Source organism: Planctobacterium sp. R6 (assembly GCF_055755215.1).
Map to the genome: position 1 here is coordinate 1 of NZ_JBVTQY010000046.1, position 26,154 is coordinate 26,154.

Annotated in this window: 25 protein-coding genes and 1 other RNA gene; 14 read left to right on the top strand and 12 right to left on the bottom strand. The window is 44.0% G+C overall.

The window, feature by feature from the left end:
• Positions 1-214: 214 nt before the first annotated feature.
• The 6 genes from AC0J20_RS20025 to smpB all read right to left on the bottom strand — a co-directional run bounded on the left by AC0J20_RS20025 (position 215) and on the right by smpB (position 4,417).
• Positions 215-763, bottom strand: a complete 549-nt coding sequence (locus AC0J20_RS20025; RefSeq protein ID WP_473023091.1) for a hypothetical protein — start codon at positions 761-763, stop codon at positions 215-217.
• Between the two features lie 3 nt (positions 764-766).
• Positions 767-1,123, bottom strand: coding sequence for an STAS-like domain-containing protein (locus AC0J20_RS20030; RefSeq protein ID WP_473023092.1), 357 nt, complete (start codon positions 1,121-1,123; stop codon positions 767-769).
• The gene (locus AC0J20_RS20035; protein WP_473023093.1) at positions 1,123-2,220 is read right to left on the bottom strand and encodes a hypothetical protein; all 1,098 of its coding nucleotides are present in this window, start codon (positions 2,218-2,220) and stop codon (positions 1,123-1,125) included. Before AC0J20_RS20035 ends, AC0J20_RS20030 begins: the two co-directional genes overlap by 1 nt.
• 30 nt (positions 2,221-2,250) lie before the next feature.
• Entirely contained in the window at positions 2,251-2,853 is a 603-nt protein-coding gene (locus tag AC0J20_RS20040) for a site-specific integrase (protein ID WP_473023107.1), read from the bottom strand.
• A 322-nt stretch (positions 2,854-3,175) separates the two neighbouring features.
• Positions 3,176-3,532, bottom strand: a transfer-messenger RNA (tmRNA) gene (gene ssrA / locus AC0J20_RS20045).
• 405 nt (positions 3,533-3,937) lie between these two features.
• Positions 3,938-4,417 carry an SsrA-binding protein SmpB gene (gene smpB, locus AC0J20_RS20050; protein ID WP_473023094.1) on the bottom strand — a complete coding sequence of 160 codons (480 nt, stop codon included), beginning with the start codon at positions 4,415-4,417 and terminating at the stop codon, positions 3,938-3,940.
• 116 nt (positions 4,418-4,533) lie between these two features.
• Between smpB and AC0J20_RS20055 the strand changes: the two genes are divergently transcribed.
• Together AC0J20_RS20055 and AC0J20_RS20060 are read left to right on the top strand one after the other, a co-directional pair.
• Positions 4,534-4,968: a type II toxin-antitoxin system RatA family toxin gene (locus tag AC0J20_RS20055; RefSeq protein WP_229530600.1), complete on the top strand. Its 435-nt coding sequence runs from the start codon at positions 4,534-4,536 to the stop codon at positions 4,966-4,968.
• A gap of 58 nt (positions 4,969-5,026) precedes the next feature.
• Complete coding sequence (locus tag AC0J20_RS20060; protein WP_473023108.1) at positions 5,027-5,338, top strand: RnfH family protein; 312 nt, start codon at positions 5,027-5,029, stop codon at positions 5,336-5,338.
• 27 nt (positions 5,339-5,365) lie between these two features.
• On the opposite strand, the gene AC0J20_RS20065 is transcribed toward AC0J20_RS20060, so the two are convergent.
• The 3 genes from AC0J20_RS20065 to nadK form a co-directional block, all read right to left on the bottom strand.
• On the bottom strand, positions 5,366-5,719 hold the full coding sequence (locus tag AC0J20_RS20065; protein ID WP_229530601.1) for an outer membrane protein assembly factor BamE: 354 nt from the start codon (positions 5,717-5,719) through the stop codon (positions 5,366-5,368).
• A 263-nt stretch (positions 5,720-5,982) separates the two neighbouring features.
• A complete protein-coding gene (gene recN / locus AC0J20_RS20070) occupies positions 5,983-7,653 on the bottom strand; it encodes a DNA repair protein RecN (RefSeq protein WP_473023095.1) in 1,671 nt (556 codons plus the stop codon).
• Between the two features lie 104 nt (positions 7,654-7,757).
• Positions 7,758-8,639 (bottom strand): NAD(+) kinase, encoded by an 882-nt coding sequence (nadK, locus tag AC0J20_RS20075; protein WP_229530603.1) that lies wholly within the window; start codon positions 8,637-8,639, stop codon positions 7,758-7,760.
• Between the two features lie 197 nt (positions 8,640-8,836).
• Here nadK and grpE point away from each other — a divergent pair, with 197 nt between their 5' ends.
• The 4 genes from grpE (at position 8,837) to AC0J20_RS20095 (ending at position 13,360) form a co-directional block, all read left to right on the top strand.
• A complete protein-coding gene (grpE, locus tag AC0J20_RS20080; RefSeq protein ID WP_473023096.1) occupies positions 8,837-9,466 on the top strand; it encodes a nucleotide exchange factor GrpE in 630 nt (209 codons plus the stop codon).
• Between the two features lie 97 nt (positions 9,467-9,563).
• Entirely contained in the window at positions 9,564-11,483 is a 1,920-nt protein-coding gene (gene dnaK / locus AC0J20_RS20085; RefSeq protein WP_229530605.1) for a molecular chaperone DnaK, read from the top strand.
• 151 nt (positions 11,484-11,634) lie between these two features.
• Entirely contained in the window at positions 11,635-12,759 is a 1,125-nt protein-coding gene (gene dnaJ / locus AC0J20_RS20090) for a molecular chaperone DnaJ (protein ID WP_229530606.1), read from the top strand.
• A 133-nt stretch (positions 12,760-12,892) separates the two neighbouring features.
• Positions 12,893-13,360: a c-type cytochrome gene (locus AC0J20_RS20095; protein WP_229530607.1), complete on the top strand. Its 468-nt coding sequence runs from the start codon at positions 12,893-12,895 to the stop codon at positions 13,358-13,360.
• A 146-nt stretch (positions 13,361-13,506) separates the two neighbouring features.
• Here AC0J20_RS20095 and AC0J20_RS20100 read toward each other — a convergent pair whose 3' ends face one another.
• Complete coding sequence (locus tag AC0J20_RS20100; RefSeq protein WP_229530608.1) at positions 13,507-14,088, bottom strand: TetR/AcrR family transcriptional regulator; 582 nt, start codon at positions 14,086-14,088, stop codon at positions 13,507-13,509.
• A gap of 168 nt (positions 14,089-14,256) precedes the next feature.
• Between AC0J20_RS20100 and AC0J20_RS20105 the strand changes: the two genes are divergently transcribed.
• Positions 14,257-14,652: a RidA family protein gene (locus AC0J20_RS20105; RefSeq protein WP_473023097.1), complete on the top strand. Its 396-nt coding sequence runs from the start codon at positions 14,257-14,259 to the stop codon at positions 14,650-14,652.
• 268 nt (positions 14,653-14,920) lie between these two features.
• On the opposite strand, the gene AC0J20_RS20110 is transcribed toward AC0J20_RS20105, so the two are convergent.
• The gene (locus AC0J20_RS20110; RefSeq protein ID WP_473023098.1) at positions 14,921-15,601 is read right to left on the bottom strand and encodes a cytochrome b/b6 domain-containing protein; all 681 of its coding nucleotides are present in this window, start codon (positions 15,599-15,601) and stop codon (positions 14,921-14,923) included.
• Between the two features lie 181 nt (positions 15,602-15,782).
• Between AC0J20_RS20110 and dapB the strand changes: the two genes are divergently transcribed.
• The 4 genes from dapB to greA all read left to right on the top strand — a co-directional run bounded on the left by dapB (position 15,783) and on the right by greA (position 21,718).
• Complete coding sequence (dapB, locus tag AC0J20_RS20115; RefSeq protein WP_473023109.1) at positions 15,783-16,583, top strand: 4-hydroxy-tetrahydrodipicolinate reductase; 801 nt, start codon at positions 15,783-15,785, stop codon at positions 16,581-16,583.
• A 297-nt stretch (positions 16,584-16,880) separates the two neighbouring features.
• Entirely contained in the window at positions 16,881-18,011 is a 1,131-nt protein-coding gene (carA, locus tag AC0J20_RS20120) for a glutamine-hydrolyzing carbamoyl-phosphate synthase small subunit (protein ID WP_473023099.1), read from the top strand.
• 12 nt (positions 18,012-18,023) lie between these two features.
• Positions 18,024-21,245: a carbamoyl-phosphate synthase large subunit gene (carB, locus tag AC0J20_RS20125; RefSeq protein WP_473023100.1), complete on the top strand. Its 3,222-nt coding sequence runs from the start codon at positions 18,024-18,026 to the stop codon at positions 21,243-21,245.
• On the top strand, positions 21,242-21,718 hold the full coding sequence (greA, locus tag AC0J20_RS20130; protein WP_229530613.1) for a transcription elongation factor GreA: 477 nt from the start codon (positions 21,242-21,244) through the stop codon (positions 21,716-21,718). Before carB ends, greA begins: the two co-directional genes overlap by 4 nt.
• 73 nt (positions 21,719-21,791) lie before the next feature.
• Here greA and yhbY read toward each other — a convergent pair whose 3' ends face one another.
• On the bottom strand, positions 21,792-22,088 hold the full coding sequence (gene yhbY / locus AC0J20_RS20135) for a ribosome assembly RNA-binding protein YhbY (RefSeq protein ID WP_473023101.1): 297 nt from the start codon (positions 22,086-22,088) through the stop codon (positions 21,792-21,794).
• 234 nt (positions 22,089-22,322) lie between these two features.
• On the opposite strand from yhbY, the gene AC0J20_RS20140 reads away from it, so the two are divergent.
• The 3 genes from AC0J20_RS20140 to AC0J20_RS20150 are packed head-to-tail and all read left to right on the top strand — an operon-like array spanning position 22,323 to position 26,044.
• The gene (locus AC0J20_RS20140; protein WP_473023102.1) at positions 22,323-23,873 is read left to right on the top strand and encodes a sensor histidine kinase; all 1,551 of its coding nucleotides are present in this window, start codon (positions 22,323-22,325) and stop codon (positions 23,871-23,873) included.
• Position 23,874: 1 nt separating this feature from the next.
• Positions 23,875-24,336, top strand: a complete 462-nt coding sequence (locus tag AC0J20_RS20145; RefSeq protein WP_473023103.1) for a response regulator — start codon at positions 23,875-23,877, stop codon at positions 24,334-24,336.
• Entirely contained in the window at positions 24,317-26,044 is a 1,728-nt protein-coding gene (locus tag AC0J20_RS20150; RefSeq protein WP_473023104.1) for a putative bifunctional diguanylate cyclase/phosphodiesterase, read from the top strand. Before AC0J20_RS20145 ends, AC0J20_RS20150 begins: the two co-directional genes overlap by 20 nt.
• Positions 26,045-26,154: the final 110 nt, after the last annotated feature.

Consider the following 26,154-nt stretch of genomic DNA (forward strand, 5'->3'; position numbering starts at 1 on the left):
AATCGTGTTTGAAGTTCTGATCGAAGGCCTGGAATTTAGTTCAAAAAAATCCCCACTAATTACTTAGCAGGGATTTGGGTATAAGAGACAGCCTTTCGGGTGGCTATTTTTTGTTTGGTGGAGCAGGGGGGATTTGAACTATTCATATTCTCTTTAATTTCAAATATTTATGACTAATTTAGAATTTAATCAACGATTTCTTTTAAGAGATTATTTATCCATAAAAGAAATCTATTATGTAAAAAAGCAAAGAGCAAGCTACAAGACCAGACAAGCATCCATAAATCTCTGGCCGTCTTGATATCCATAACCTACCAATAAAATTTCTTTTAAAAAACTGTTCTTGATAAGCTATTTCAATTGTTTCACAACAATCCCTAATGGAATCAGCATACTCCATACAGTCCTTATATGTATTACAAATCTGAGAATGCTCAACATCTCTTATTCGAATCGCCAGCATTGAGGCCTCTATTAGATCGAATGCACATAGGTCATTTAGTCGGTTGCAAGCCAGTTCAAACTTAGTAGCTAAATAACCAATTTTACTCTCAAACATTTGTTCTTTAGTAACAGTATTGGAGTTTGATTCTGATATGCCATTGGAATCTTCAAAGTGTTTTTCAGCGATAGAAATACAATCTTCAAGAATTTTTACACACAGCTCTTTGGACTTCTGAATTTCAGCACGTTTAAGACCTCTGTTGTTTAATCCTACAATTATTATCCAACCAGTGAGTGTTAGAACTGTTGCTAACTCCACTTTTTAGTCCTTTTTTATGCTACCTTTTTCATAGGCGCTTATTGATGCCTCTATTCTTTCTCGAATAAGCTCTTCTATGCTCTTTACCAATGAATGTTTGTAAATTAGATGTTTATTCACTTCGGCCGGAGTGAATTTTTCTTCCCTGATTAAACCGCCAAAGGCTTCGTCTAAAAATGAACGTCCATATCGATTGTATCCATCTAAAGATACACAGAGTTTTTCTGCATTTTTTATAGCTTGTCTCAGTTTAGGGGCTAATAATTTTTTGCGGAAATTCTCACCGCAATAGTCTCCATCAGTCTTATACCTACCGTATGGCCTGTTACTGAAGTCTTTCACTACGTTTAAATCAATCATTAGATTTCTAAATTCCATTGAACCAACGTACCTCTAACAGAAGAGACCAATGAATGGAGAATTGGTTCCGATTTTTGTTCTTTGTAGTATAACCCTTCATTACTAAAAACCCATAGTCTTCCTTGTTCTGATTCGTCCACTAGTCTTCTGATACTCTTACTTCCTTGGCCATGTTTATCCAACTTAGTTCTAGATACATCTCCTTTCATGGATATAGAAATTGCTAAACTATCGTTTACAGACTTCAGAATCTTTCTTTTGAAGCCTATCGAATGGGGTACTAAGTTATTAACTTCCTTAGTTATTTTTGGAAACAAGCTGTATAACGTTTCTAAAAAATAGGGCTTTTTCATAATGGTTTTGGGAATACCTACTCCGTTATCATATATAGCGAGAAACAATTGATTTTCAACCACTTGACATAAAAGCCACCAACTTTTTTTCTTCGTTTTGTGATTTGGATAGGCGTGAAGTCCTACATTATGGATAGTTTCAGATATAGCATCACTGTATGTGTGTTCCTCATCAGCGGTCATTTTTTTGTGGTAAACACTTTTCATCAAGTAATCAACAATGTCATCAAGATAATCGTTATCTGCACTTGATATTACGGGCAGCATTTCATCATTAAAATTTGCAACTATTTCGCTACCCCTTAGTAATTTGATAAGGTTGCTGCGTTGTAGGATGATTCTTACTCGTCTATTTGTTTTAGGTGTTTTAACCATTATCTTTCGTGTAGGGGAATTCTTCAGAGCAATTTCAGTTCTCGCATACATCATCACGAGAGCCGCTGCGTCCACACGAAATAGGTCGCTGAAGTCTATTAGAATTTTTTCTGATTTTTTAATTGTCTTAGTTATCGAAGATATGAAGTCGTTTGTTTCTTTAAAAATGTCGTTGTCTTGTTCAATTACATTGTAAACGCTCAGACGAGAGGGGCTTTTGACAACCTCATAACCGAGAAACTTTGTTTTTTTAACGGCTAAGTGCTTTTTTTCGTCATATGTGGCATCTTTTCTTTTAATATTTTTTTCGAATTCAAACTTTGCATGTCGTAAAAGTCTTTCTCTACTTTTTGAATTGATCCTTTTCAATGCTATTACCTCCCTAGAATCCATTCTCCGTTATAGCACAGTATCATTTTTTATCCAGCGGCCGTATGTTTTTCTAATCATGCCCCAATCAGAATGTCCTATTTGTGATGCGACCCACATAGGATTCCTACCGCTAGTTAGCATCATTGATGCATAAGTATGGCGGCATTGATATGGATAACGGTACTTGATTTTGGATTTAACCAGTGCTGGTTTCCAAATATACTTCCTGAGTCCATCACCATTTTGATAATGCTTACCGTTATGAGGATCAATAAAAACTCTAAAAGAGTCATAGAATTTTGAGTGTTTTATTTTATATAGTGCGTCAATAGCCTGAGAATTTAACTCAATCGTCCTAATGCTTCCTTTTGTTTTGGGTTCTTTTTCTTTACCTGCGGTAATATTTACCCTGATATGAGCTACTTTATTTTCAAGGTCTACGTCTTGCCAGCGGATAGCGAGAAGCTCACCTGTTCGCAAACCAGTGTAAAAAGCAAACTGGTAAAATTCTTTGTAGGGTGAAGAAAGAGCATCTAGTATTTTATTTATTTCGTCCTTAGTGAACGGCTCAGGCTCTTTGTGTTCCTGTTTGTGGCGCTTTATTCGTTCTATCGGGTTTTTATCTGCTATTTAGATTCGGGGTAAAGGTCAGGGGAGGGGGATTGTCCTCAAGTCCGTCCATTAGGCAATCTGATTGTATTTGTATTTAGAGATATGAATTTTTGTGCCGGGAGCTTTAAACCATCCATGGTGAGGACTTCCTGCTCGACGTCCACTTGTCTTGCGTTCGCACCTAAAATTGCTCCAGGTATTCCCAATTTTCGGGCGGTGCTCACCCCTTCGGGCGCCTACGGCGGTACAAAACGTTCCAGACGTTTTGTGAACCCCCTGCGCGGGTCAGTCCCGCTCCACCAATAAAAAACCCCATACCTTTCGGTATGGGGTTTCTGATTGGTGGAGCAGGCGGGACTTGAACCCGCGTCCGCAATACCTACATCCTCGGTCCTACATGTGTAGTCTGTCTTTTATTTAACCAGTTGAACTCCGACAAACAGGATTTCTCGTGGCTGGTCTGATACTGTTTCGCGGTTCACCCTCAGACGAGGTTCCCTCGCTAGTCTTTTAGTATGACCTCCCGAGCCTTCACGAAAAGACAACGGCTGAAGTGGGAGGGCCTATGCAGGTTATTAAGCTGCTAGTGCGTAGTTTTCGTCGTTTGCGACTATTTATTTGCGGCTTTTTACGAGGCCAACCGCCCCTCGACATGCACCTTGGGTTTCGTGTATCCCGTCGAATCCTAATCTGCCCCAATCTTGTAAGGGAGACTAAGGTTGTTTAAACCATCCCTGGTGAGCTGTTCCTGCCAGACGTCCTTTGTCTGGCGTTCGCCCCTAAAATTGCTCCAAGTATTACTCCGGACTCCTGTCCTTCGTTCCTACCGGAACCAGCTAAAGCTGTTTAAAAATGTTCCAGACATTTTTATCGCAATTTTCGAGCGGCGCTCACCCTAATCTGCCCCAATTCTTTTCACATAACCCTTTATCGGCTTATGTTGTCAAAACTGGTGTAGAACACTTGCCTGTATTTAAATACATAGCAACGCTGTTCGAGGTTTTCAACCCAGAGTCCACTGATTTTATGGCTGTTGCCATACCCCTCAGTGAAAAAGGGGGAAGGAGGTTAACACAAAACTGACAGGCTGCAAATAGCCAGGTCAGGCTTTGTGTTTCATCATGCGTTCTTTTTGTCGCGCCCAGTCACGGTCCTTAATGGAATCGCGTTTGTCATGGGTTTGTTTACCCTTGGCAAGGTGTATTTCTACTTTTACCCAGCACTTTTTCCAGTACATGGCGGTTGCCACGACGGTGTAACTTTGACGTTCGACACTGCCTATCAGGCGGTTGAGTTCGCGGCGGTGTAAAAGGAGTTTCTTGGGGCGAACCGGATCACATATCACGTGAGATGATGCTGATTCCTGTGGTGTAATTCGGCAATTAAGTAAATGTGCTTCCCCATCTTTGACATGCACATACACGTCGCTCAGGTTTACTTTACCGGCCCGGATACTTTTTATTTCCCAGCCCTGTAAAGCGACCCCGGCTTCTAACTTTTCTTCTAAGAAAAAGTCGTGACGGGCACGCTTATTCAGTGCGATAGTTCCGCTTGTGTTAGATTTATTCTGCTTTTTCTTCATGGCGGCGTATTATACGCAGTCGTAAATAATTGTCTTCTAGTTTGTTGCATCAAATCGTAAGTTACATGTTACTATTTCTGTTTTTTGTTATCAGACCCATAAGGAAATAAGATCTCATGCCAGCGGTTAATCGCAGCGCCCTTGTTCCATACAGTGCTGCGAAAATGTATGACTTAGTCAATGATGTTACGCAATACCCGCAGTTTCTGCCTGGTTGTGAAGATGCCCGCATATTGGAGCAGGAAGAACAGTTAATGGTAGCGTCTTTGTTAGTATCTAAAGCCGGTGTAAAGCAGTGGTTCACGACCCGCAATGAACTCACCAAAGATAGTGCGATTAGTATGAATTTGCAGGATGGTCCCTTTAAACAATTGACCGGTGGCTGGCGATTTACAGAACTGGCCGAGAACGCCTGCAAAATTGAGCTGGAACTGGAATTTGAATTCAGTAACTCTCTGGCACAACTGGCATTTGGGAAGGTGTTTAGTACTCTGGCCAATAATATGGTTAAAGCATTTACTGAACGTGCAAAGGAGATTTACCGTGGCTGATAATACAACACTAGGCTCTGAAAATGAGTCGCAGGAAGTTGAAAGTAAGACTGCGAAAGTGGAAGTGGTATTTGCGTTACCCGATAAACAAACCCTCCTGGATGTTGTGGTTGCTGCCGGAAGTTCCGTTGAAGCGGTAATTCAGGAGTCAGGGATGTTACAGCGTTATCCTGAGATTGACCTGACCCGAAATGCGGTGGGTATCTGGAATCGCACCTGTAAGTTATCTGATACCGTGAAAGACGGTGATCGCATAGAAATTTATCGCCCTTTGATTGCCGATCCCAAAGAGGCCAGGCGCAGACGGGCAGAGAAAGCAAAAGAGGAAGGCCGGGCGGATAAAGTTACCGGAGGAAGAGCTAAAAGGTAATAGCTCTTCGACAATCAGTATAGAATTTTAGATGTCTAATGGCGTATTAAAGTCTTCCGGTTCGTCAAAGTCGCCGGTCATTTTAGCCAGTTTGCCATCGTCAAAATGTAACACCAGATCTTTGCGGAAGTCTTCACCGCGGGATTTCATGCCGCGTTTAATTTTGTAGATGTAGTAATAGGTGTTTTCGTCGAAGCTGTCGCGTAATACTGGTGCGCCCAGGACAAATTGTACCTGTTCTTTGGTCATGCCAATGCGCAATTTGTCCACGTCATCCTGAATAACATAGTTTCCCTGACCGACATCAATTCTGTATATCCAACTGGAACAACCGGAAATGGCAACTGCCAGAATTAATGATAATAACAACTTTAACTTCATGCTTCTCTTTTCGTTCCTGAGTGGAAAACCGCTGTGAATCCTACTGTTTAATGACAACGACATCAACTCAATTGTTCCCGGTGGTTTTATTTTTATTGGATTTCGCGTGCCTGCAGCCCGTGTGGTCGAATTAACTTACCGGTATTCGGTACTGAAGAGGTTCACTGCAAAGGTGCGGATAACTACCATTGAGCAAAAACGGGCAGGGCACCGATTTGCCCTGTAACCGATGTGCCCTGTATATGCAGAATGTTTTAGCTGTATTAGTTTTGTAGCAGGGCCCGGGCGTTAGCAATGGCTGTATCAGTGAGAATATCGCCTGCTAATAACCTTGCTAATTCTTCTACGCGTTTGTCTTCGTCCAGCGGGGTCATATGTGTTTCTGTGGTTTTGCCATCAGAAAACTTAGTTACCAACATCTGGTTGCGCGCCTTGGCAGCTACTTGTGGTAGGTGGGTGACACAAAATACCTGAGCTTCGTTATCTCCCAGGGTTTTCAGCAAGTCGCCTACCACCGAAGCGGTACTGCCACTGATCCCGGTATCCACTTCATCAAATATTAATGTGGGCACCGCGTGAGTTTTGTTGCCCAACACCTGCAATGCCAGACCAATTCTGGACAGCTCACCACCTGATGCGGCCTTTTCCAGTTTTTCCATGTTCATACCTTTGTTACTGCACAACAGGAACTCAATATGATCGTGCCCCTTGCTGTTTATCTTATCTCTGTGGCTGTCGGTAACAGCAATTTCAAATTCCGCGTCTGGCATGTTCATTCGGCGAATTTCAGTCGCTACGGCTTTTTGTAATCGCTTAGCCACTTTGCAACGGGTTGTATGTAGTTTGTCAGCCACTAGCAGGTAATCATTTTTCAATGTCTGCAGTTCTTCCTGCAGGGCTTCACCCTTGTTTTCACTGTCAAATAGTGACTGATACTCTGCTTTTAATTCCTGATGATGTTGGTACAGACTTTCTGGCTGAACCAGGTGCTTTCTGGCTAACTCTATCGCCTTGGAATAACGCAGTTCGGTTTGTTGCATTTTCAGTGGGTCAATTTCCAGACATTCCACGTAATTTGACAGCTCAACACCGGCTTCATCAATATTGATTTGCGCTTCCTGTAGCATTAATTGCACTGGTTTTAAGCTTTCATCGTGTTCCACCAGATCGGTAATGCGCTCCAGGCAGCGAGAAATGATGCTGGCGGCATTACCCTGTTCTGACTCACACAATTCGTGGTAACTGATCTGAGAGTCTTCCAGCAATGACTGGCTGTGGCTCATTTTGCGAAACTCGGTTTCCAGCGATTCAAATTCGTTGTCCAACAGGCCGAATTCATCTAGTTCGGTAAGCTGGTATGACAGCAGGTTTTTACGATCTTCGCTGCGTTGTCGCATCTGATTCAACTGTTCCAGTTCCTGTTGTACCTTGTTGTGTCGGGTTACCAGGCTTTTTAGGTCGCTCAGTTGCTGTTGAATGATTTCGTCGCTGTCCAGTAAAGCCCGTTGTGCCTCACTTTTTAATAAGGCCTGATGAGCGTGTTGACCGTGAATGGCTACCAGTCGTGGGCCAAGCTCTTTGAGTTGCTGCAAGGGCACCGGACAGCCATTGATGTAGGCTCTTGAACGTCCTTCACTGGAGATTACCCTGCGCAGAATACAGGTGTCGTCATGATCGTCTAAATCGTGCTCCTGCAGCCAGGTCAGACAGCGAGGATTGTTTTTGATATTAAAACAGGCGGTGATTTCGGCTTTTTTAGCCCCTTTACGCACGCTGTTGCCTTCGGCCCGTTCACCTAAACACAGACCCAGGGCATCAATTGCAATGGATTTACCAGCACCGGTTTCGCCGGTTATGGCAGTCATCCCTTGTTTAAACTCAATATCCAGAGATTTTACGATGGCAAAGTTTTTAACGGAAAGTTGTGTAAGCATATCCAAAACCATGTATAGGTATACAGTTAACTGTAAATATATACATGTTTTTATCACTGTCTAGTGTTTGTGCAAAAAATATTTACTTAAACGAGTAATATTGCTCAGTAAAGTTTACTGCCCCAGTTAAGTTTGGTGCGTAAAACATTAAAGTAGCTATATCCCTTGGGGTGGATGAGATGCAGTGAACTGGGATTTTTGCGGATCAGGATTTCATCGCCTGGTACCACAGCCAGCATGACATGACTGTCACAGCTTACCTGCAGGTTTTCGGTGTTGTCGTTTGATACTTTTAAGACTATCTCGCTATTGGCATCCACTACAATAGGGCGGCTGCTGAGTGTGTGGGGAAACATAGGTACTATCGCCAGGGCATCCAGGTTTGGGGTCAGGATTGGGCCACCACCCGATAGTGAATATGCGGTTGATCCCGTTGGTGTTGCGACAATCAGGCCGTCTGAGCGTTGGCTGAATACAAACATGTCATCGACGTATAACTCGAATTCCATCATGTGCGCCACTTTAGTATGGTGCAATACCGCTTCGTTGATAGCGGCGTTGCTGCTTTTAAGTTCGCCGTGACGATGAACTTCTACTTCCAGCAAAAAGCGCTCTTCACTGTTAAATTTGCCGTCGAATATGTCGGTCATCTGACGTTCAATTTCGTCGGGTGCGATATCAGTTAAAAAGCCAAGATTGCCTCGGTTAACACCCACTACGGCCACGTCAAAACGGGATAAAACCCGTGCTGCGCCCAGCATGTTGCCATCACCACCCACCACAATAGCTAGTTGTGCACTTTTGCCGATAGACACCATGTCCCGTACTTGCAGATCATTTTCATCGAGGACATTGGCAACGCGCTCTTCCACCAATACTGTGCAACCTTCTTTTTTCAGGAATTTGTACAGAATTCGCAGACTTTCGCTGGCGCCAGAATGATTAGGCTTACCAATCAGACCAACGGTTTCAAACATTGGGGGCATAGTGTTGGCTCAAGGAAAAAGTTAAAACAAACAAGCTTGTTATACACCAATTAGATTTCAAACCACAAGATCATTGCCTTTTATCGGGGCATTTCTGAACAATATTAAAAATATGACAAATTGTAACTTGAATCATCTGTAACCATCCCCATCTAGCTCCCTAATTCAATTTTCATACATTTTCGGATTGCAAAATCATGAGTAACGACGTTCAAAATGACAAAGCAGTAAACCCTGAAGAGATGCAGCCAGAAGCGGTTGAAAATGAATCTCAGGAGTTACCTCAAGGTGAAACCGTTGACGCGGTATTAGAAACCGTAGAGCAGCAGCGTATCGCAGAGCTGGAAGTTGAGCTGGCTAAAGCACAGGCAACTGTGGTTGAACAGCAGGATTCAGTGTTGCGCGCCAAAGCGGAAGCAGAAAATGCCCGTCGCCGCGCAGAAGGCGAAGTAGACAAAGCTAAGAAGTTCGCTTTAGAGCGTTTTGCCGGAGAGTTGTTACCTGTTATCGACAACCTGGAGCGCGCGTTACAGGCTTCTGATAACGCGAGTGACGAAATGAAGCCAATTTTGGAAGGTGTTGAACTTACCCACAAATCATTTGTGGCAACAGTGCAAAAATTTGGTTTGGAAGTTATCGATCCGCAAGGACAACCTTTTAATCCGGAACTGCATCAGGCTATGTCTATGCAGGAATCCGCGGACGTTGCACCAAATACAGTAATCGCTGTGATGCAGAAGGGCTACCAGTTAAATGGTCGTCTGGTGAGACCAGCTATGGTGGCTGTTTCTCGTGCTGCTTCTGAAGGTGTAAATACCGAAGCGTAAAAAAAATGCAAAAAACTGGGTTCGGCTTTGTTGAAAAAACGCTGAGCAACCCTATTAAAAATACAGTTTTAAAGAATTTTAAGTTGGAGACATCCTGATGGGTAAAATCATTGGTATCGACCTGGGTACTACAAACTCATGTGTTGCAGTACTGGACGGTGACAAAGCAAAAGTTATTGAAAATGCGGAAGGGGATCGCACAACTCCCTCCATCATCGCTTATACACAAGATGGTGAAACCTTAGTTGGTCAGCCAGCTAAACGTCAGGCGGTGACAAACCCGAAAAATACCTTATTCGCAATCAAGCGTTTAATTGGTCGTCGTTTCGAAGATGCTGAGGTTCAGCGTGACATCGACATCATGCCTTATGAAATTGTTAAGGCTGATAATGGTGATGCATGGGTTGCAGCCAAAGGCGAAAAGATGGCACCACCTCAGGTATCTGCTGAAGTTCTTAAGAAAATGAAGAAAACAGCAGAAGATTATCTGGGTGAGCCAGTAACTGGCGCGGTAATCACTGTTCCTGCTTACTTCAACGACTCTCAGCGTCAGGCCACTAAAGATGCCGGTCGTATCGCTGGTTTAGAAGTTAAGCGTATTATCAACGAGCCAACTGCAGCTGCACTGGCTTATGGTATGGACAAGAAAAAAGGCGACAACATTGTTGCTGTTTATGACTTAGGTGGTGGTACCTTTGATATTTCAATCATCGAGATTGATGAAGTTGAAGGCGAGCACACTTTCGAAGTACTGGCCACAAACGGTGATACTCACTTAGGTGGTGAAGATTTCGATAACCGTGTTATCACTTACCTGGTAGACGAGTTTAAGAAAGATCAGGGTATCGATCTGCGCAAAGATCCATTAGCGATGCAGCGTCTGAAAGAAGCGGGTGAAAAAGCCAAGATTGAATTGTCTTCTGCGCAACAAACAGAAGTTAACTTGCCTTACATCACAGCTGATGCCTCTGGTCCTAAGCACTTAGTTATCAAGGTAACACGTGCCAAGTTAGAGTCTTTAGTTGAAGACATGGTTAAGAAGTCTCTTGAGCCGGTTAAACAAGCTCTTGCGGATGCTGACCTGTCAGTTTCTGAGATTCACGACATCATTCTGGTGGGTGGTCAGACACGTATGCCTCTGGTACAGAAATACGTAACTGAGTTCTTCGGCAAAGAAGCACGTAAGGACGTGAACCCGGATGAAGCGGTAGCCGTAGGTGCAGCGATTCAGGGCGGCGTATTAGCCGGTGAAGTAAAAGACGTATTGTTACTTGACGTAACGCCACTATCTCTGGGTATCGAAACTATGGGCGGCGTGATGACGCCACTGATTGAGAAAAACACCACGATTCCTACTAAGAAATCGCAAACGTTCTCAACCGCTGATGACAACCAGGCAGCAGTAACGGTACACGTACTGCAGGGTGAGCGTAAGCAAGCTTCTGGTAACAAGTCTCTGGGTCAGTTTAACCTGGAAGGTATTCGTCCGGCACGTCGTGGTGAACCACAAATCGAAGTTACTTTCGATATCGATGCTGACGGTATCCTGCACGTATCTGCGAAAGATAAGGATACTGGCAAAGAGCAGAAGATCACTATCCAGGCTTCTTCTGGTCTGAGTGATGAAGAAGTGGAAAAAATGGTACGTGACGCCGAAGACAATGCGGCGGAAGATAAGAAGTTCGAAGAACTGGTATCGGCACGTAACCAGGCTGACGCTATGATTCACGGCACCAAGAAGCAGTTGGAAGAGTCTGGTGACGCGTTAAGTGCAGAAGACAAATCTGCGATTGAAACAGCACTTTCTGCGCTGGAAACAGCGGCAAAAGGCGAAGACAAAGCGGAAATCGAAGCCAAGACTCAGGAGCTAATCCAGGCGTCTGGCAAGCTGATGGAAGCCGCACAGACTGCGCAAGCGGCCGAAGCTGCTGCCGGTGAAGGTGCTAAGTCATCTGGTAAACCTCAGGACGATGTTGTTGACGCTGAGTTTGAAGAAGTTAAAGACGACAAAAAGTAAGAAAAAGACAGCATCAGAATTGTGATGCTGTTACTTGAAACATGGGCGCACCTCAGACTGCGCCCTTGTTTGTGTTAACAGGTTTATTATCTGAAACGGAAATCTACTTAAGATTTCTGAAGCAAGGTTAAAGACGGGACATATTATCTCCATGTCAAAAAGAGATTATTACGAAGTACTCGGTGTCAGTAAAAGCGCCGAAGAACGCGAAATTAAGAAGGCATATAAGCGCCTGGCAATGAAATATCACCCTGACCGTACGTCGGGCGATAAAGAACTGGAAGAGAAGTTCAAAGAAATCCAGGAAGCTTATGAAATCCTGTGCGATAAAGACAAACGCGCTGCCTATGATCAGTTTGGTCATGCCGGTGTTGATCCTAATCGCGGGGCAGGAGCCGGTGCGGCTGACTTCGGTGATATTTTTGGCGATGTGTTTGGTGATATCTTCGGTGGTGGCCGTGGTGGCGGTCGTCGACGTGCCAGACAGGGCGCTGATTTGCGCTACAACCTGGAAATGTCGTTAGAAGATGCCGTCAGAGGTAAATCAGTCGAAATCAAGGTACCCACCCTGGTATCCTGTGATTCTTGCGATGGTTCAGGGGCTAAAAAAGGCACGTCACCGACAACCTGTCCCACCTGTCACGGTAACGGCCAGGTACAGATGCGTCAGGGCTTTTTTGCGGTACAGCAAACCTGTCCTACCTGTTCCGGTAAAGGCAAAATCATTTCAGATCCCTGCCGCAAGTGTCATGGACATGGTCGCGTAGAAGAAACCAAAACCTTGTCGGTTAAGATTCCTGCAGGCGTGGACACGGGTGACAGAATTCGTCTTTCCGGTGAAGGTGAAGCCGGAGAAGCGGGTGCACCTCCTGGTGATTTATATGTTCAGGTAAATGTGCGCGATCATGAAATCTTTGTTCGCGACGAAAACAACCTGTACTGTGAAGTTCCGCTGAGCTTTACCATGGCAGCCTTAGGTGGCGAGCTGGAAGTACCTACTCTGGATGGTCAGGTAAAGTTGAAGATACCGGCCGAAACTCAAACCGGCAAAATGTTCCGGTTGCGCGGCAAAGGCGTTAAATCAGTACGTAGCGGCGCTGTGGGTGATTTGATGTGTAAGGTATTGGTGGAAACGCCGGTAAACCTGAATAGCCGTCAAATCGAGCTGTTAAAAGAATTTGATTCAACGATGGATTCCGAAAAGGAAAAGTATCGTCCAAAGGAAAAAGGCTTTTTCGACAGCGTTAAACAGTTTTTTGATGATCTGAAAGGCTAAAGACTAATCAAACCGGATTAATGTTGAAAAAACCCTCTTTTTTGGAGGGTTTTTTGTTTTCAGGTCTTTATTAACTGGCTTTTAACGTTTTTAATAAGACATACCTTCCAAAAACTAATACAACAGGTTAACTATGAAAAAAATTATCGCGCTAATGCTCTCGTTTTCGCTACTTTCTTCAGTGGCAATTGCCGAAGAGGAAGCGGCTTCTGTTAAAGAAGCCCGTAACGCGCTTAAGTTCAGACAATCTTTATTTCAGCTGATTCGCAGCAACATGGGAGATTTAGGCGCCATGGCGAAGGGGGTTAAACCTTTTGATGCGGCGGTGATGGAAAAAAACGGCATGCGCCTGGAGCAATTAAGTTTAATGATTGCTGACTACCTGGCCACAGATACCAGAGAGCATAAACTGGAAACCGATGCTTTAGACAAAATCTGGGAAGAGCCTGACAACTTCAACGAAAAAATTCAGGCGTTAACTACCGCAGCACAACGATTACAGGCTGTTGCAAAAGCCGGAGATGAATCCCAGTTTCGCTCCGCCATCGGTGGTGTTGGTAAAAGCTGTAAAGGCTGCCACGACGTGTTTAAGGCTGAGTAAGCAAATTATACCTGGGCTGATTAGCTCAGGTTTTTCCAAATACCTGACTTTGACAGCCATATTGATAATCAAACCTGAATTTACCGGCTCTGAACAACAGTGAATAATGACCAAGTGGCGTATGCGTTGTCAGCAGTAATCTGAGTTTATTTGAGTAATCCGCTTGCCAACACTTCGAAGGCGTCTATTGCTCTGGGTAGAATTTCTTCAGGATTATCGCTGGCTGCCACCCATAGCGCTGCATTGAGTGCTGCGCCATTAAGTAGCCTCGAGATTGCTTCTACATCTACTGGTTTTAAATGGCCGGAATCAACCAAATTACTAACGGTGTTAATCGTTGATTGCAGACAGCTACTTTGGCTTGGCCATTGCGATGGATCACCTAAAAATGCAGGGCCGTCTAGCAGAACGATTCGCTGAACTTCAGGGACCATTGCCATTTCAATGTAGGCCTTACCTTCCGCCATCAGACCTTCCCATGCACCATCAACCACAGTGGCTTTAGCCTTGGCTTTCGCAGCCATTTCAGAATCAATTTGCTCAACTACTGCAGCGAGTAGGCCGATTTTATCACCAAAGTTATGATATAGCGCTCCACGTGTTAACCCTACGCTGGACGTTAACTCGTCCATAGATGCAGCAGCAAACCCTTTTTCTGCAAAAGCCGCCCTGGCGGCTGAAATCATTTTGGCCCGATTTTCGACCATTTTCTCTAATCGTTTATTCATTTTTTTACTAATCCATTAATATACGCTATGTATGTGAAATTGACATACGGCGTGTATGTCAATTATATTCATATACGTCACGTATGTTAAGTTGAGAATTACTCACTGACCACAGACTCTGTTGTAGTCAAACCTATATCGATTTATAAATATTTTGGAGATTTTACTATGTCAAAACGCAATGCTATTTATCCTGCCGAATCTTACCGCCATGCACTTTATGATGCACATGGTTATTCAGCGGCAATAAAGTCAGGGGAATTACTTTTTGTATCCGGACAGGTAGGCAGCCATGTTGACGGAAGCCCTGAGCCTGATTTTAAGAAACAAGTTGAGTTGGCGTTCGAAAACTTAAACAGTGTTTTAGCCTCGGCTGGATGCACGTTTGACGACATCGTTGATGTTACAACTTTCCATACCGATCCGGAAAAGCAATTTCCTGACATTATGCAGGTGAAGGAAGAGATATTCCACGCTAAGCCTTATCCCAACTGGACTGCCGTAGGGGTGACCTGGTTATCAGGATTTGACTTCGAAATTAAAGTGATTGCAAAAATTCCGTAAAACCAACCTGAAAACGAGGCTCCTTTGTTCGTCACGGTATTGAGGTAGCCATAAGTTTAATTAATTCTGAAGAGAACGTTTGTGGCATTCGGTGAGTTGAATTGTGGCCGGATAGGTTTCACAATCCCTCACATGAAATGCCATGAATGTAGCTATGCGGCTAATACTGCCCTGATCTTAAACAGGAGACGGGCAGTTCACAAAGAGAATAAAGAGGACAATCTGTGTTGTACATTACTCGTTTTGCTTAGGTGATTCACACTGGCAATCAATAATAGTCATCCAGGCTCGCCTCAGGCGTAAGGGTAATCAAAACATAAACAATTGCTACAGCTATCAACAGCATAACCAGCGCCAGCCACAATTTTGAAGACGCAATGCGCTGTTCTTCATCAATCATTTTCTTGCCATTGATCATGGCCATGATCAGATTATTTTTCCTGAACAATAAATAGTAGAAGGCGGCGGCAATGTGAATGGCGGCCGCAATCTGAATCAAAGTGAACAGGTTGTGGTGAGCCCAGTCAGCTAAGTCCTGATACTCAGCACTTAAAGCACTTCGCCAGGGGCCATCGGTAAAGATCTCGTCGCTGGTAAACAAACCACTAATGGCTTGCAGTAGCACTGCCAACATCAACAATAACGCCATATAACCACCTAGTGGCGTATGTCCCGGACTATCCTGTTGTTGTCTGATTGAGCTAATCGCTTTAATTGGAGAAACAATAAACTGTTTAAACAGGGCGTAACGGGTACCGAAAACACCCCACAAAATCCGAAACAGAATTAACCCCAGTACAAAATAACCAAGATAAAAGTGCCAGGTGAGCCAATCATCGCCCTGGTCGCCAGTAAACCAAAGACCGGCTAAAGCTAAGACCAAAAGCCAATGAAACAGCCGAACCGGCAGGTCCCAAACCAGTAACGATTTTTTATTATTTGGATTCATTCTATGTCCTTACTTCTTTCAGCGCCCAAGTCTAACGTATTTCTGTGGTTTTTTAACTTCGGTTAATGTCAGGTATTTTGATTGGTATTATAGCCTTTTGTTCTCATGCATTTATGGAAAATACAACGCTAAAACGCTAGTATCGGCAGCAAATTATGTAGCAGAGAGTAAACCGGTGAGTCTGGTAAACAGTGGAATATTTGGTGCCAATGGGCGTATGGGTAGGGCGTTAATTGAAGCTCATTTGCAGGAACAAGATATCAACCTCAATTATGCACACGTCAGGGCGTCGTCAAAATGGCAGGGATTTGATATTGGCGAGTTGGCAGGCACGGCTAAGCAGGGCGTATTAACAACTTCTGATACCAGTCAATTACCCGTTGATGTGATGATAGACTTTACGCTGCCAGAAGCGCTGGCAGCGAATCTGGAATTATGTGTGGCACAGCAGCGTCCGGTTGTAGTCGGAACTACCGGACTTGATGAACAGCAAAAAACGTTGATTGCAGAAGCTGCGCAGTCAGTTCCAGTGGTATTTGCCGCGAATATGAGTATTGGCGTAAATCTGTTATTTAATCTGGTACGCCAGACCGCAAGGGTAATGGGGCAGACTGCTGATATCGAAATTTGGGAAGCTCATCATCGCTTTAAAAAAGACGCACCCTCAGGCACCGCTGTGGCGATTGGTGAAGTGATTGCAGACGAACTGGGGCGGGATTTAAACGAGTGCGCTGTCTATGGCCGTGAAGGCGACACAGGTGAACGTGATCCACAGACTATTGGCTTTGCCACCATCCGTGCCGGCGATATCGTCGGCGAGCATACCGCCATGTTTGCAGAGTTGGGTGAGCGTATAGAGTTGACCCACAGAGCGTCCAGTCGCTTAACCTTCGCCAAAGGTGCAGTCAGGGCTGCTAAGTGGCTTGTAAACCAGCCCGTTGGGCTTTACGACATGCAAGATGTTTTAGGCTTAAAAGGCTAAAATAAGCATGTTTATGAAATGTTAACTGGAATTTTTGACCGTTTGGATAGGAAAACGTGTTAAAGGCCTTAAAAGGATAAAAAACCAAATTAAATATGGACCAATTCGCGATGTTGCTCTACAATACGCGGAATTTGCCATAAATTTAGGTTGAACCTAAGTTGTACTCAAAAAAATATCAGTTTAGCCAGAAAAACGGGATGTAAATAAGTTTAGTAATAAGCTTAGAAACAGCCCGTTTTTTATGGGTGTTTGGCAGACTGGCTACGTTAATATTACCGCATTTGGGAGGTTATCTTGACGCATTCAGCGCTACTTGTACTTGCAGACGGCTCTGTCTTTAAAGGCACTGCATTTGGAGCCGAAGGTATTTCAGTTGGAGAAGTGGTATTTAACACTTCGATGACGGGATATCAGGAAATTCTTACTGATCCCTCCTACGCGGAACAAATTGTCACTTTAACCTATCCACACATAGGTAACACAGGTGTCAATTCAGAAGACGAAGAATCTGAACAAATCTGGGCTAAGGGGCTTATCATTCGTGACTTGCCACTCGCTACCAGCAATTTCCGCAGCGAACAATCATTATCTGACTATTTAAAAGCGCGTAATGTATTGGGTATCGCGGATATTGATACACGACGCCTGACCCGTATTCTGCGTGATAAAGGCGCACAAAACGGCTGTATTATCACCGGAGCAGATCTGGATGAAGCGAAGGCCTTAAAAATGGCTCAGGAATTCCCTGGCTTGAAGGGTATGGACCTGGCGAAAGTGGTTTCAGTTAAAGAAAAGTACGAGTGGAAAGAAGGCGTATGGGAGCTAGGGAAGGGGCATTCTGAGTTACAAGAAAACTCAGACTTTCACGTGGTTGCCTACGATTTCGGTGTAAAGCGCAATATTTTGCGTATGTTGGTAGCCCGAGGTTGTAAATTAACGGTAGTGCCAGCGCAAACTTCTGCTGAAGAAGTATTAGCGTTAAATCCAGACGGCGTATTTTTATCCAACGGTCCTGGTGACCCAGAGCCTTGTGATTATGCCATCAAAGCAATTCAACAAATTCTTGAGACTGATATTCCGGTGTTCGGTATTTGTTTAGGGCATCAGTTGTTAGGTTTAGCATCGGGTGCGACTACTGAGAAAATGAAATTCGGTCATCACGGCGCAAACCATCCGGTAAAAGACCACAAACGTGGTGTGGTCATGATCACCAGCCAGAATCACGGTTTTGCCATTTCAGAAAGCAACTTGCCTGATAATCTGGAAGTCACTCATACCTCTTTGTTTGATGGCTCAATGCAGGGTATTCATCGCAATGACAAAGCTGCCTTTGGTTTTCAGGGACACCCTGAAGCCAGCCCGGGACCTCATGACGCCGCGCCGTTATTCGACCACTTTATTGAACTCATGCAAGCACGTAAGTAACAGGATCTGACAATGCCAAAACGTAACGACATACAAAGTATTTTGATTCTGGGCGCAGGCCCAATCGTCATCGGTCAGGCTTGTGAATTCGATTATTCGGGTGCTCAGGCGTGTAAAGCCCTTCGCGAAGAAGGCTATCGGGTAATTCTGGTTAACTCCAATCCTGCCACTATCATGACAGATCCGGAAATGGCTGATGCAACCTACATCGAGCCAATTCACTGGGAAGTGGTCAGAAACATTATTGCCAAAGAACGCCCTGATGCGGTGTTACCCACCATGGGTGGTCAGACAGCACTGAATTGTGCTCTGGATCTGGAAAAGCACGGCGTACTGGCTGAATTCAACGTAGAAATGATTGGTGCGACAGCTGATGCCATAGATAAAGCCGAAGATCGCGAGCGCTTCGACAAAGCCATGAAATCTATTGGCCTTGAGTGTCCTCGCGCAGAGATCGCTCACACGCTGGAAGAAGCCCACGACGTGCTAAGCCGTATCGGTTTCCCTTGTATCATTCGTCCATCTTTTACAATGGGTGGAACAGGCGGTGGTATCGCTTATAACGTTGACGAGTTTGAAGAAATTTGTCGCCGCGGTCTGGATCTTTCGCCCACTAACGAATTGTTGATTGATGAATCACTGATTGGTTGGAAAGAGTACGAAATGGAAGTGGTGCGTGACAAAAACGATAACTGCATCATTGTCTGTACCATCGAAAACTTTGACCCTATGGGTATTCACACCGGCGACTCCATTACCGTTGCTCCTGCGCAAACCTTAACGGATAAAGAATTTCAGATTATGCGAAATGCCGCCATGGCGGTATTACGTGAAATCGGCGTTGAAACCGGCGGGTCAAACGTACAGTTTGGCGTTAATCCTGAAGACGGACGTTTGGTTATCATCGAAATGAACCCGCGTGTTTCACGTTCATCTGCACTGGCCTCTAAAGCCACTGGTTTCCCGATTGCGAAAGTAGCGGCCAAGCTGGCAGTGGGATATACCCTGGATGAGCTGGCTAACGATATCACCGGCGGGCTGACCCCGGCATCTTTCGAACCTGCGATTGATTATGTGGTTACCAAAATTCCACGTTTTAACTTTGAAAAGTTCTCCGGTGCAAATGACCGCTTGACTACCCAGATGAAATCAGTGGGTGAGGTGATGGCCATTGGCCGCAATCAGCAGGAATCATTACAAAAAGCATTGCGCGGTTTAGAAATCGGCGTAAATGGCTTTGATCCAATCCTCGACCTGGAAGCGGCAGACGCTAAAAACCAGTTAGTCAGAGAACTCACGGAAGCTGGCGCCGAGCGCATTTTTTACATTGCAGACGCGTTCCGTTTTGGGATGTCAGTGGATGAAGTATTCAATCTTACCAATATCGACCGATGGTTCCTGGTGCAAATTGAAGACATCGTGAACCTGGAAAACCACATGCAGCAGCAAGGCGTTGCTGCCTTAACAGGTGATTTTCTCAGAAAAATTAAGCGCAAAGGTTTTGCCGATGCCCGCATTGCTGATTTAACTAAACTGGCTGAATCTGATGTTCGTGACCTTCGGGTTAAGAACCAGGTATTGCCTGTTTACAAGCGAGTTGATACCTGCGCGGCAGAGTTTTCCACTACGACTGCTTACATGTACTCTACCTATGATGAAGAGTGTGAGTCCAATCCATCGGATAAGGATAAAATTGTCGTTTTAGGTGGTGGTCCAAACCGCATTGGTCAGGGTATTGAATTCGATTATTGCTGTGTACACGCTTCACTGGCGTTACGTGAAGACGGTTACGAAACCATTATGGTTAACTGTAATCCGGAAACCGTTTCTACTGACTATGACACGTCCGATCGTTTATATTTTGAGCCGGTGACTCTGGAAGATGTATTGGAAATCGTCCGGGTTGAACAGCCCAAGGGCGTTATTGTTCAGTATGGTGGTCAAACACCGCTTAAGCTGGCCAGAGCTTTGGAAGAAGCGGGAGTGCCTATCATAGGTACGCCGCCAGATGCTATTGATCGCGCAGAAGATCGCGAGCGTTTCCAGCAGATGGTACACAAGCTGCAACTGAAACAACCCGCCAATGCGACTGTCAGCAATATGGAACAGGCACTGGCGGAAGCTGAAAACATCGGATTCCCATTGGTAGTACGCCCTTCTTATGTACTGGGTGGTCGCGCAATGGAAATCGTGTACGACATTCAGGATTTAAAACGCTATCTGAATGAAGCCGTGAGTGTATCTAACGATTCTCCGGTACTACTAGATCGATTCCTGGATGATGCCATTGAAGTGGACGTGGATGCTATTTGTGACGGCAAAGACGTAACAATTGGTGGCATTATGGAACACATCGAGCAAGCCGGTGTTCACTCTGGTGACTCGGCCTGTTCACTGCCTTCCTATAGTTTGCCCAAAAAAGTACAGGATGTGATGCGCCAACAGGTTAAAGACATGGCGCTGGAGCTGGGTGTCATCGGCTTGATGAATACCCAGTTTGCGGTGAAAGATGGTGAGGTTTATCTGATTGAAGTAAACCCTCGTGCCGCCCGGACTGTTCCCTTTGTGTCTAAAGCAACCGGCAAGCCTTTAGCTAAGATTGCCGCGCGTACCATGGTGGGCCAGACGTTGCAGCAGCAAAACGAAATGGAAGAAGTGATCCCGCCTTACTATTCAGTCAAAGAAGTGGTGATCCCCTTTGCGAAATTCCAGGGCGTGGACCCGTTGATCGGCCCTGAAATGCGCTCTACCGGTGAAGTTATGGGGGTTGGCGAAAGCTTTGTTCAGGCATACGCTAAAGCCAACCTGGGCGCGGGAACGCCGTTACCGAAAAAAGGTAAAGTCTTGCTGTCTTTGCGAGATAATGATAAAAATCGCGCTGTAGAACTGGGTAAAGCTATGCTGCAAAAAGGTTTCGCACTGGAAGCCACCAGTGGTACCGCCCGGTTATTGAACAACGCGAATGTCGATTGTGATGTGGTTAACAAGCTGTCTGAAGGCAGACCAAATATTGTTGACGCCATCAAAAACGGCGAATACTGCTACGTAATTAACACGACCGAAGGGCGTCAGGCCATATCTGACTCCGTATACATCCGTAAAGAAGCACTGCTGAATAAAGTAGCTTACACCACCACCATGAACGGGGCTTTTGCCACTATAAACGCTCATGCTTCGGATGATCGCAATGATGTTAATTCTGTACAGGAGTTACATAAGAGAATAACTAAATGAATCAAATTCCGATGACAGCCGAAGGGGCTGAAATGCTAAAGACGGAGTTGCACGAACTGAAAACCGTGAAGCGTCCGCAAATTGTGAATGCAATTGCCGAAGCGCGAGAGCATGGCGATTTGAAAGAGAATGCTGAGTATCACGCCGCCCGAGAACAACAAAGCTTCTGTGAAGGCCGTATTCAGGACATCGAAGGCAAACTGAGTAATGCTCAGATTATTGATGTTAAAAAGATGACCAACAATGGCAAAGTCATTTTCGGAGCCACTGTTACTCTGTTAAACCTGGATACCGATGACGAAACCACGTACCGCATCGTGGGTGATGATGAAGCCGATATCAAGAGTAATCTGATTTCGGTTAATTCACCCATCGCTCGTGGTTTGATTGGTAAGAGCCTGGACGATGTTGCAACCATCCAGACGCCTTCAGGTGCAAAGGAATTCGAGATAATCGAAGTACAATATATCTAAGCAGTTATTTGTTAAGTAAGTTAAAAAGCCGTTCAATATGAACGGCTTTTTTGATGAAAAGGCAGTTGCGCAATTACTTTTTCGGCAATTCGATCTTTTTCTCTTCCGACTGCTTGTAAAGTACCAACATGTGACCGATGGTTTGCACTTTAACTGCCCCAGATTCGCGAACGATAGCGTCCATTATCAGGTTTTTTTCTTCCCGGTCTTCAGACGGAACTCTGACTTTAATTAGTTCGTGATGCGCCAGGGCTGCATCAATTTCAGCCATTACCCCTTCGGTCAGACCATTCCCACCTAAAAGTACCACAGGCTTAAGACTGTGAGCCAATCCCTTCAGGTGTTGTTTTTGTTTGTTTGTCAGTTGCATAAAACTCTCTGTATTAGCTATTCCCGTCAAAAAATTTGCGAGATTTAAATGTGATTGATATTGCTTATAGATTACCACATTCCTTATTTAGCAATAAAAAAATTGTCGATCTCTTACAAGAAAACGAGCAAAATTGGAACCATATTAAGGATAAAAATATACTAAAGTACTATTTTGCATTGCCACACTAATGACTATGCTAAAAGCACTTATTACGTTTTTGCAGTGTTGAAGATGACAGATTGTGGCGTTCATTCAGAGGATATATTGCGGTTTACCAGCTCTGTCGGGCTGGTACCTGATAGCCTTAAATCCTACATCGAAAATTTAACCGACTACCTGAGAACCACTTTTAATCTCAGTACCTGTGCGGTCGCGTTAACAGACGTTCATTTTCAAAAAATAGCGCAAAGCATGGGATATTTTGAGGACGGTCTGGCTGATGAGGATCCGATATATCGTCAGGTAATTGAAGCCAAAACACTGTGCTTTTTCAATGAACGCGCTTTGCAAGAATCTTTTAAGGGCAGTGGGTTGTTAAAATCTGCAGAGCACGTCGGGTACTTTGCAGGCGTTTTATTGACGTCTGGCAGCGGTAATCCGGTGGGCATGCTCTATGGTTTTGGTAAGGGCGATATGCCCGATCAAAGCGCGGAATGGAGCGGCTTTACCGTGATAGCCAAAAGTATTGAACTGTACCTGCAGCAACAAACGGCCAGACCTGATTATTTGTCGAGTTTAGAGTTTCCGCATCTGCTGACCGCCGCTCATGAAGATCTGATTTTTGCAAAAGATGAGCAGTTTCGCATTGTGTTCGTGAATCCAGCATTTATGCAGCTTTATCCTGGAAAGACTGAACAGGACATTCTCGGAACGACGACTGTGGAAGATTATTTGCCAGAAGACGCAGAAGCGTTTCTCGAGCAGGACAAAATCGCTTTTGAGCAAGGAAAAAGCGAAGTCTTTGAGGAGGTACTTATGCCTGACGGGACTAATCGCATTCTTTGGACTATTAAAAAGCGTTGTATTGTCAACGATGGGCGTTCGTATATTCTTGGAATTGCCAGAGATGTAACGTTACAAGAGCAACAGAAACAGGAGTTGCGCCAGTCAAATGAAGATCTGGAAAATTTCGCCTATATCGCCTCTCATGATTTGAAGGCGCCCTTGAACTCTGTAGAAAAGATATGCGGTTGGATTCAAGATGACCTTGAGTCAAAGTTAGATGCTAGTGCTGAAGAGTACTTTAACCTCTTGCATGGCCGAATTGGTCGTATGAGATGTTTGTTAGATGATCTATTGGAATATTCCCGCCTTGGTCGTATGAATTTTAAAGTTGAGGAAATCTCTCTTCCTGAAATAACGGCGAGTATATCTGCCTTCCTTGGAATCGGACCTGAATTTGACATAACAGCTGAAGACATAACGTTACATTTATCTTCTGTCCCGTTTGAGTTAGTCATGCGCAATCTTATACAAAATGCGGTAAAGCACCATAATTGTTCAGCGGGTCAAATATCTATATCTGCGGAGCGGAATAATCGTGAGTATATTATTTGTGTCGATGATGATGGTCCTGGTATTGCACCTGAGTATCGGGAAAAAGTAATAAAGATTTTTCAAACGTTGCGTCCACGAGATGAAGTGGAAGGATCGGGTATGGGGTTGGCGATTGTGTCTAAGACGCTAAGTGTATTGGGTGGTAAAATGAAAATTGATACTAGTCCGCTGGGAGGAACCAGAATACAACTTCATTGGCCAATATATATCAGGCAGGGGGTATAATATGAGTGTTAATGAACGACAACCATTGGAAATATTGCTAGTTGATGACGATGATGTTGACGCAATATCCGTGCAACGTGCTTTTAAAAAGAGTAATCGTCATGAAGAGCTCATTCGTAAACGGAACGGGCTTGAAGCCTTAAATTATTTACGAAGTAGAAGTAATCAGTGTTCGCTCATCGTGATCCTTGACCTTGAGATGCCGATGATGAATGGTTTTGAGTTCCTTAAAACACTTCGTAAGGATAGTGATCTAAAAAGTACGGTCGTATTTATTCTTACTACCTCATCGTGCAATCAAGATATCCAAAAGGCATATGAAAACTATGTTTCGGGTTATATTCGCAAGGACAATGTTGGTAAAAATTTTGAAAGGCTAATGAGTTTAATCAATGGATTTGGGCAAGTTGTAAGTTTGCCATTGTCGCACATTGGAGATAGTTATGCGTGTTCTGCTAATTGATGATGACAAAGTAGACCGAGAGGAAATTAAACGTGAATTGAACGGTCAGCCAGGAACGGTGATTGAAGAGGCCGCAACGGCACAATTGGGTCTGGCAGCCTTGACCAATATCAAATTTGATATTGTGTTGCTTGACTACTTACTACCTGATAAGGACGGCCTTAAGGTTTTAGCCGATATTAAAACCCTAAACCTGGCTTACCCGTGCGGTGTTATATTGATGAGTAACAGTGAAGATAGTGTGTTGCTGGAAAGCGCCCTGGAATTTGGGGCTCAGGACTTCCTGTCAAAGACCGAAATTAATCAACAAAAGCTTAATCGAACAATTCATCTGGCCAGAAAACGTTTTGAATTAGAGTACTGTGTACGGAAAAATCAAGAACGTAGCAAATTAGCCGCCAGTATTGATAACCTGACAGGATTGCTCAATCGAACCGCATTTGAATCATCGTTGGAAAGCCTTTTAAACTCTGATTTAGCAAATAAAAACGGCGCACTTATTTTTTTGGATATTGACAATTTTAAATTTTTTAATGAATGCTATGGTCACGAACTTGGCGATGAATTTCTAAAACAAGTGGCTGAGCGAATTAAACAAGTTGTAGATCAAAAAAATCATGTGGCAAGAGTTGGTTCAAACGAGTTTGCATTGTTAATACAGTCAAATGAACTTGAATCTAAGAAAAGAGCTGTTTTTAATCGATTACTCAAAGCACTGGATACACCATTTGTTTTCGATGATGTAGAAATCAATTGCACATTCAGTATTGGCAGTACATACATTGACGAAAATATCACGAAAAAAGAAGTGATCAAACAGGCTAATTTGGCGTTACATAAAGCTAAAGAGGTATCTGGGTATACAGTAACTGAATTTGATGAAAGTCTTTCAGCAGAAATTGAAAAACAAAGACTAATTAAAGAAGGCCTTGAATATCACTTAAATCAAAATGCATTTAATGTGTTGTATCAACCAATTGTTAGTTCTAAAGGTGAGCTGATGTCTATGGAGGCTCTGGTTAGGTGGCCCGAGAACAGTCCATTTGGTTTTTATGGCCCTGATGAGTTTATCCCCATTTCTGAACAAAACCAAACTATCGACAAATTGGGCGAATTTGTTTTTAAACAAGCAGTTATGACCCAGGCGGAGTTAACTAAACGTGGTTTTCCTAAGGTTCGCGTTTCGGTTAATTTTTCGCCCGTGCAACTAAATCAATGGGAAATGTGTGTAAGATTAAAGAGTATTTGTCTCAGGGAAGGCGTTCTACCGTCCTCGGTAGTTTTAGAAATTACTGAGACTGCGTTGCTAAGCAATGACTTTGCAACAAAGCGAATGATTTCACAACTGGCAGAAACTGGTTTTACTATTGCTTTAGACGATTTTGGCACGGGTTACTCTTCAATAAGTCATCTTATTAATTTTCCGATTAACCAGGTCAAGGTTGATAGATCTGTAATGCCGGTAGATAAAAATGATACTAAACGTATAAACTTGCTTAACAGTCTGGTGAGTATGTGTAAATCAATTGGTGCGGTGGTTGTGGTTGAAGGAGTAGAGCAAAGTTGGCAGGCTGATCTGTGCCGGGAACTAGGTAGTGACAAACAACAAGGTTATTATTATAGCAAGCCCATTTCTAAGTCGAAATTACTTGAATTACATTTTTCACCATATGAAGCGGTTGAAAGTGAGCTCATTGACTCAAAATAATTGTTGAACGTTTCGTGAACCAGAAACAGAACAGTGAGTCTTTTATGAAAACTATATTTACAAATAAATCTCATTCCATAGGTTGAAAAGCTGTATTCTAGCGCCATTTC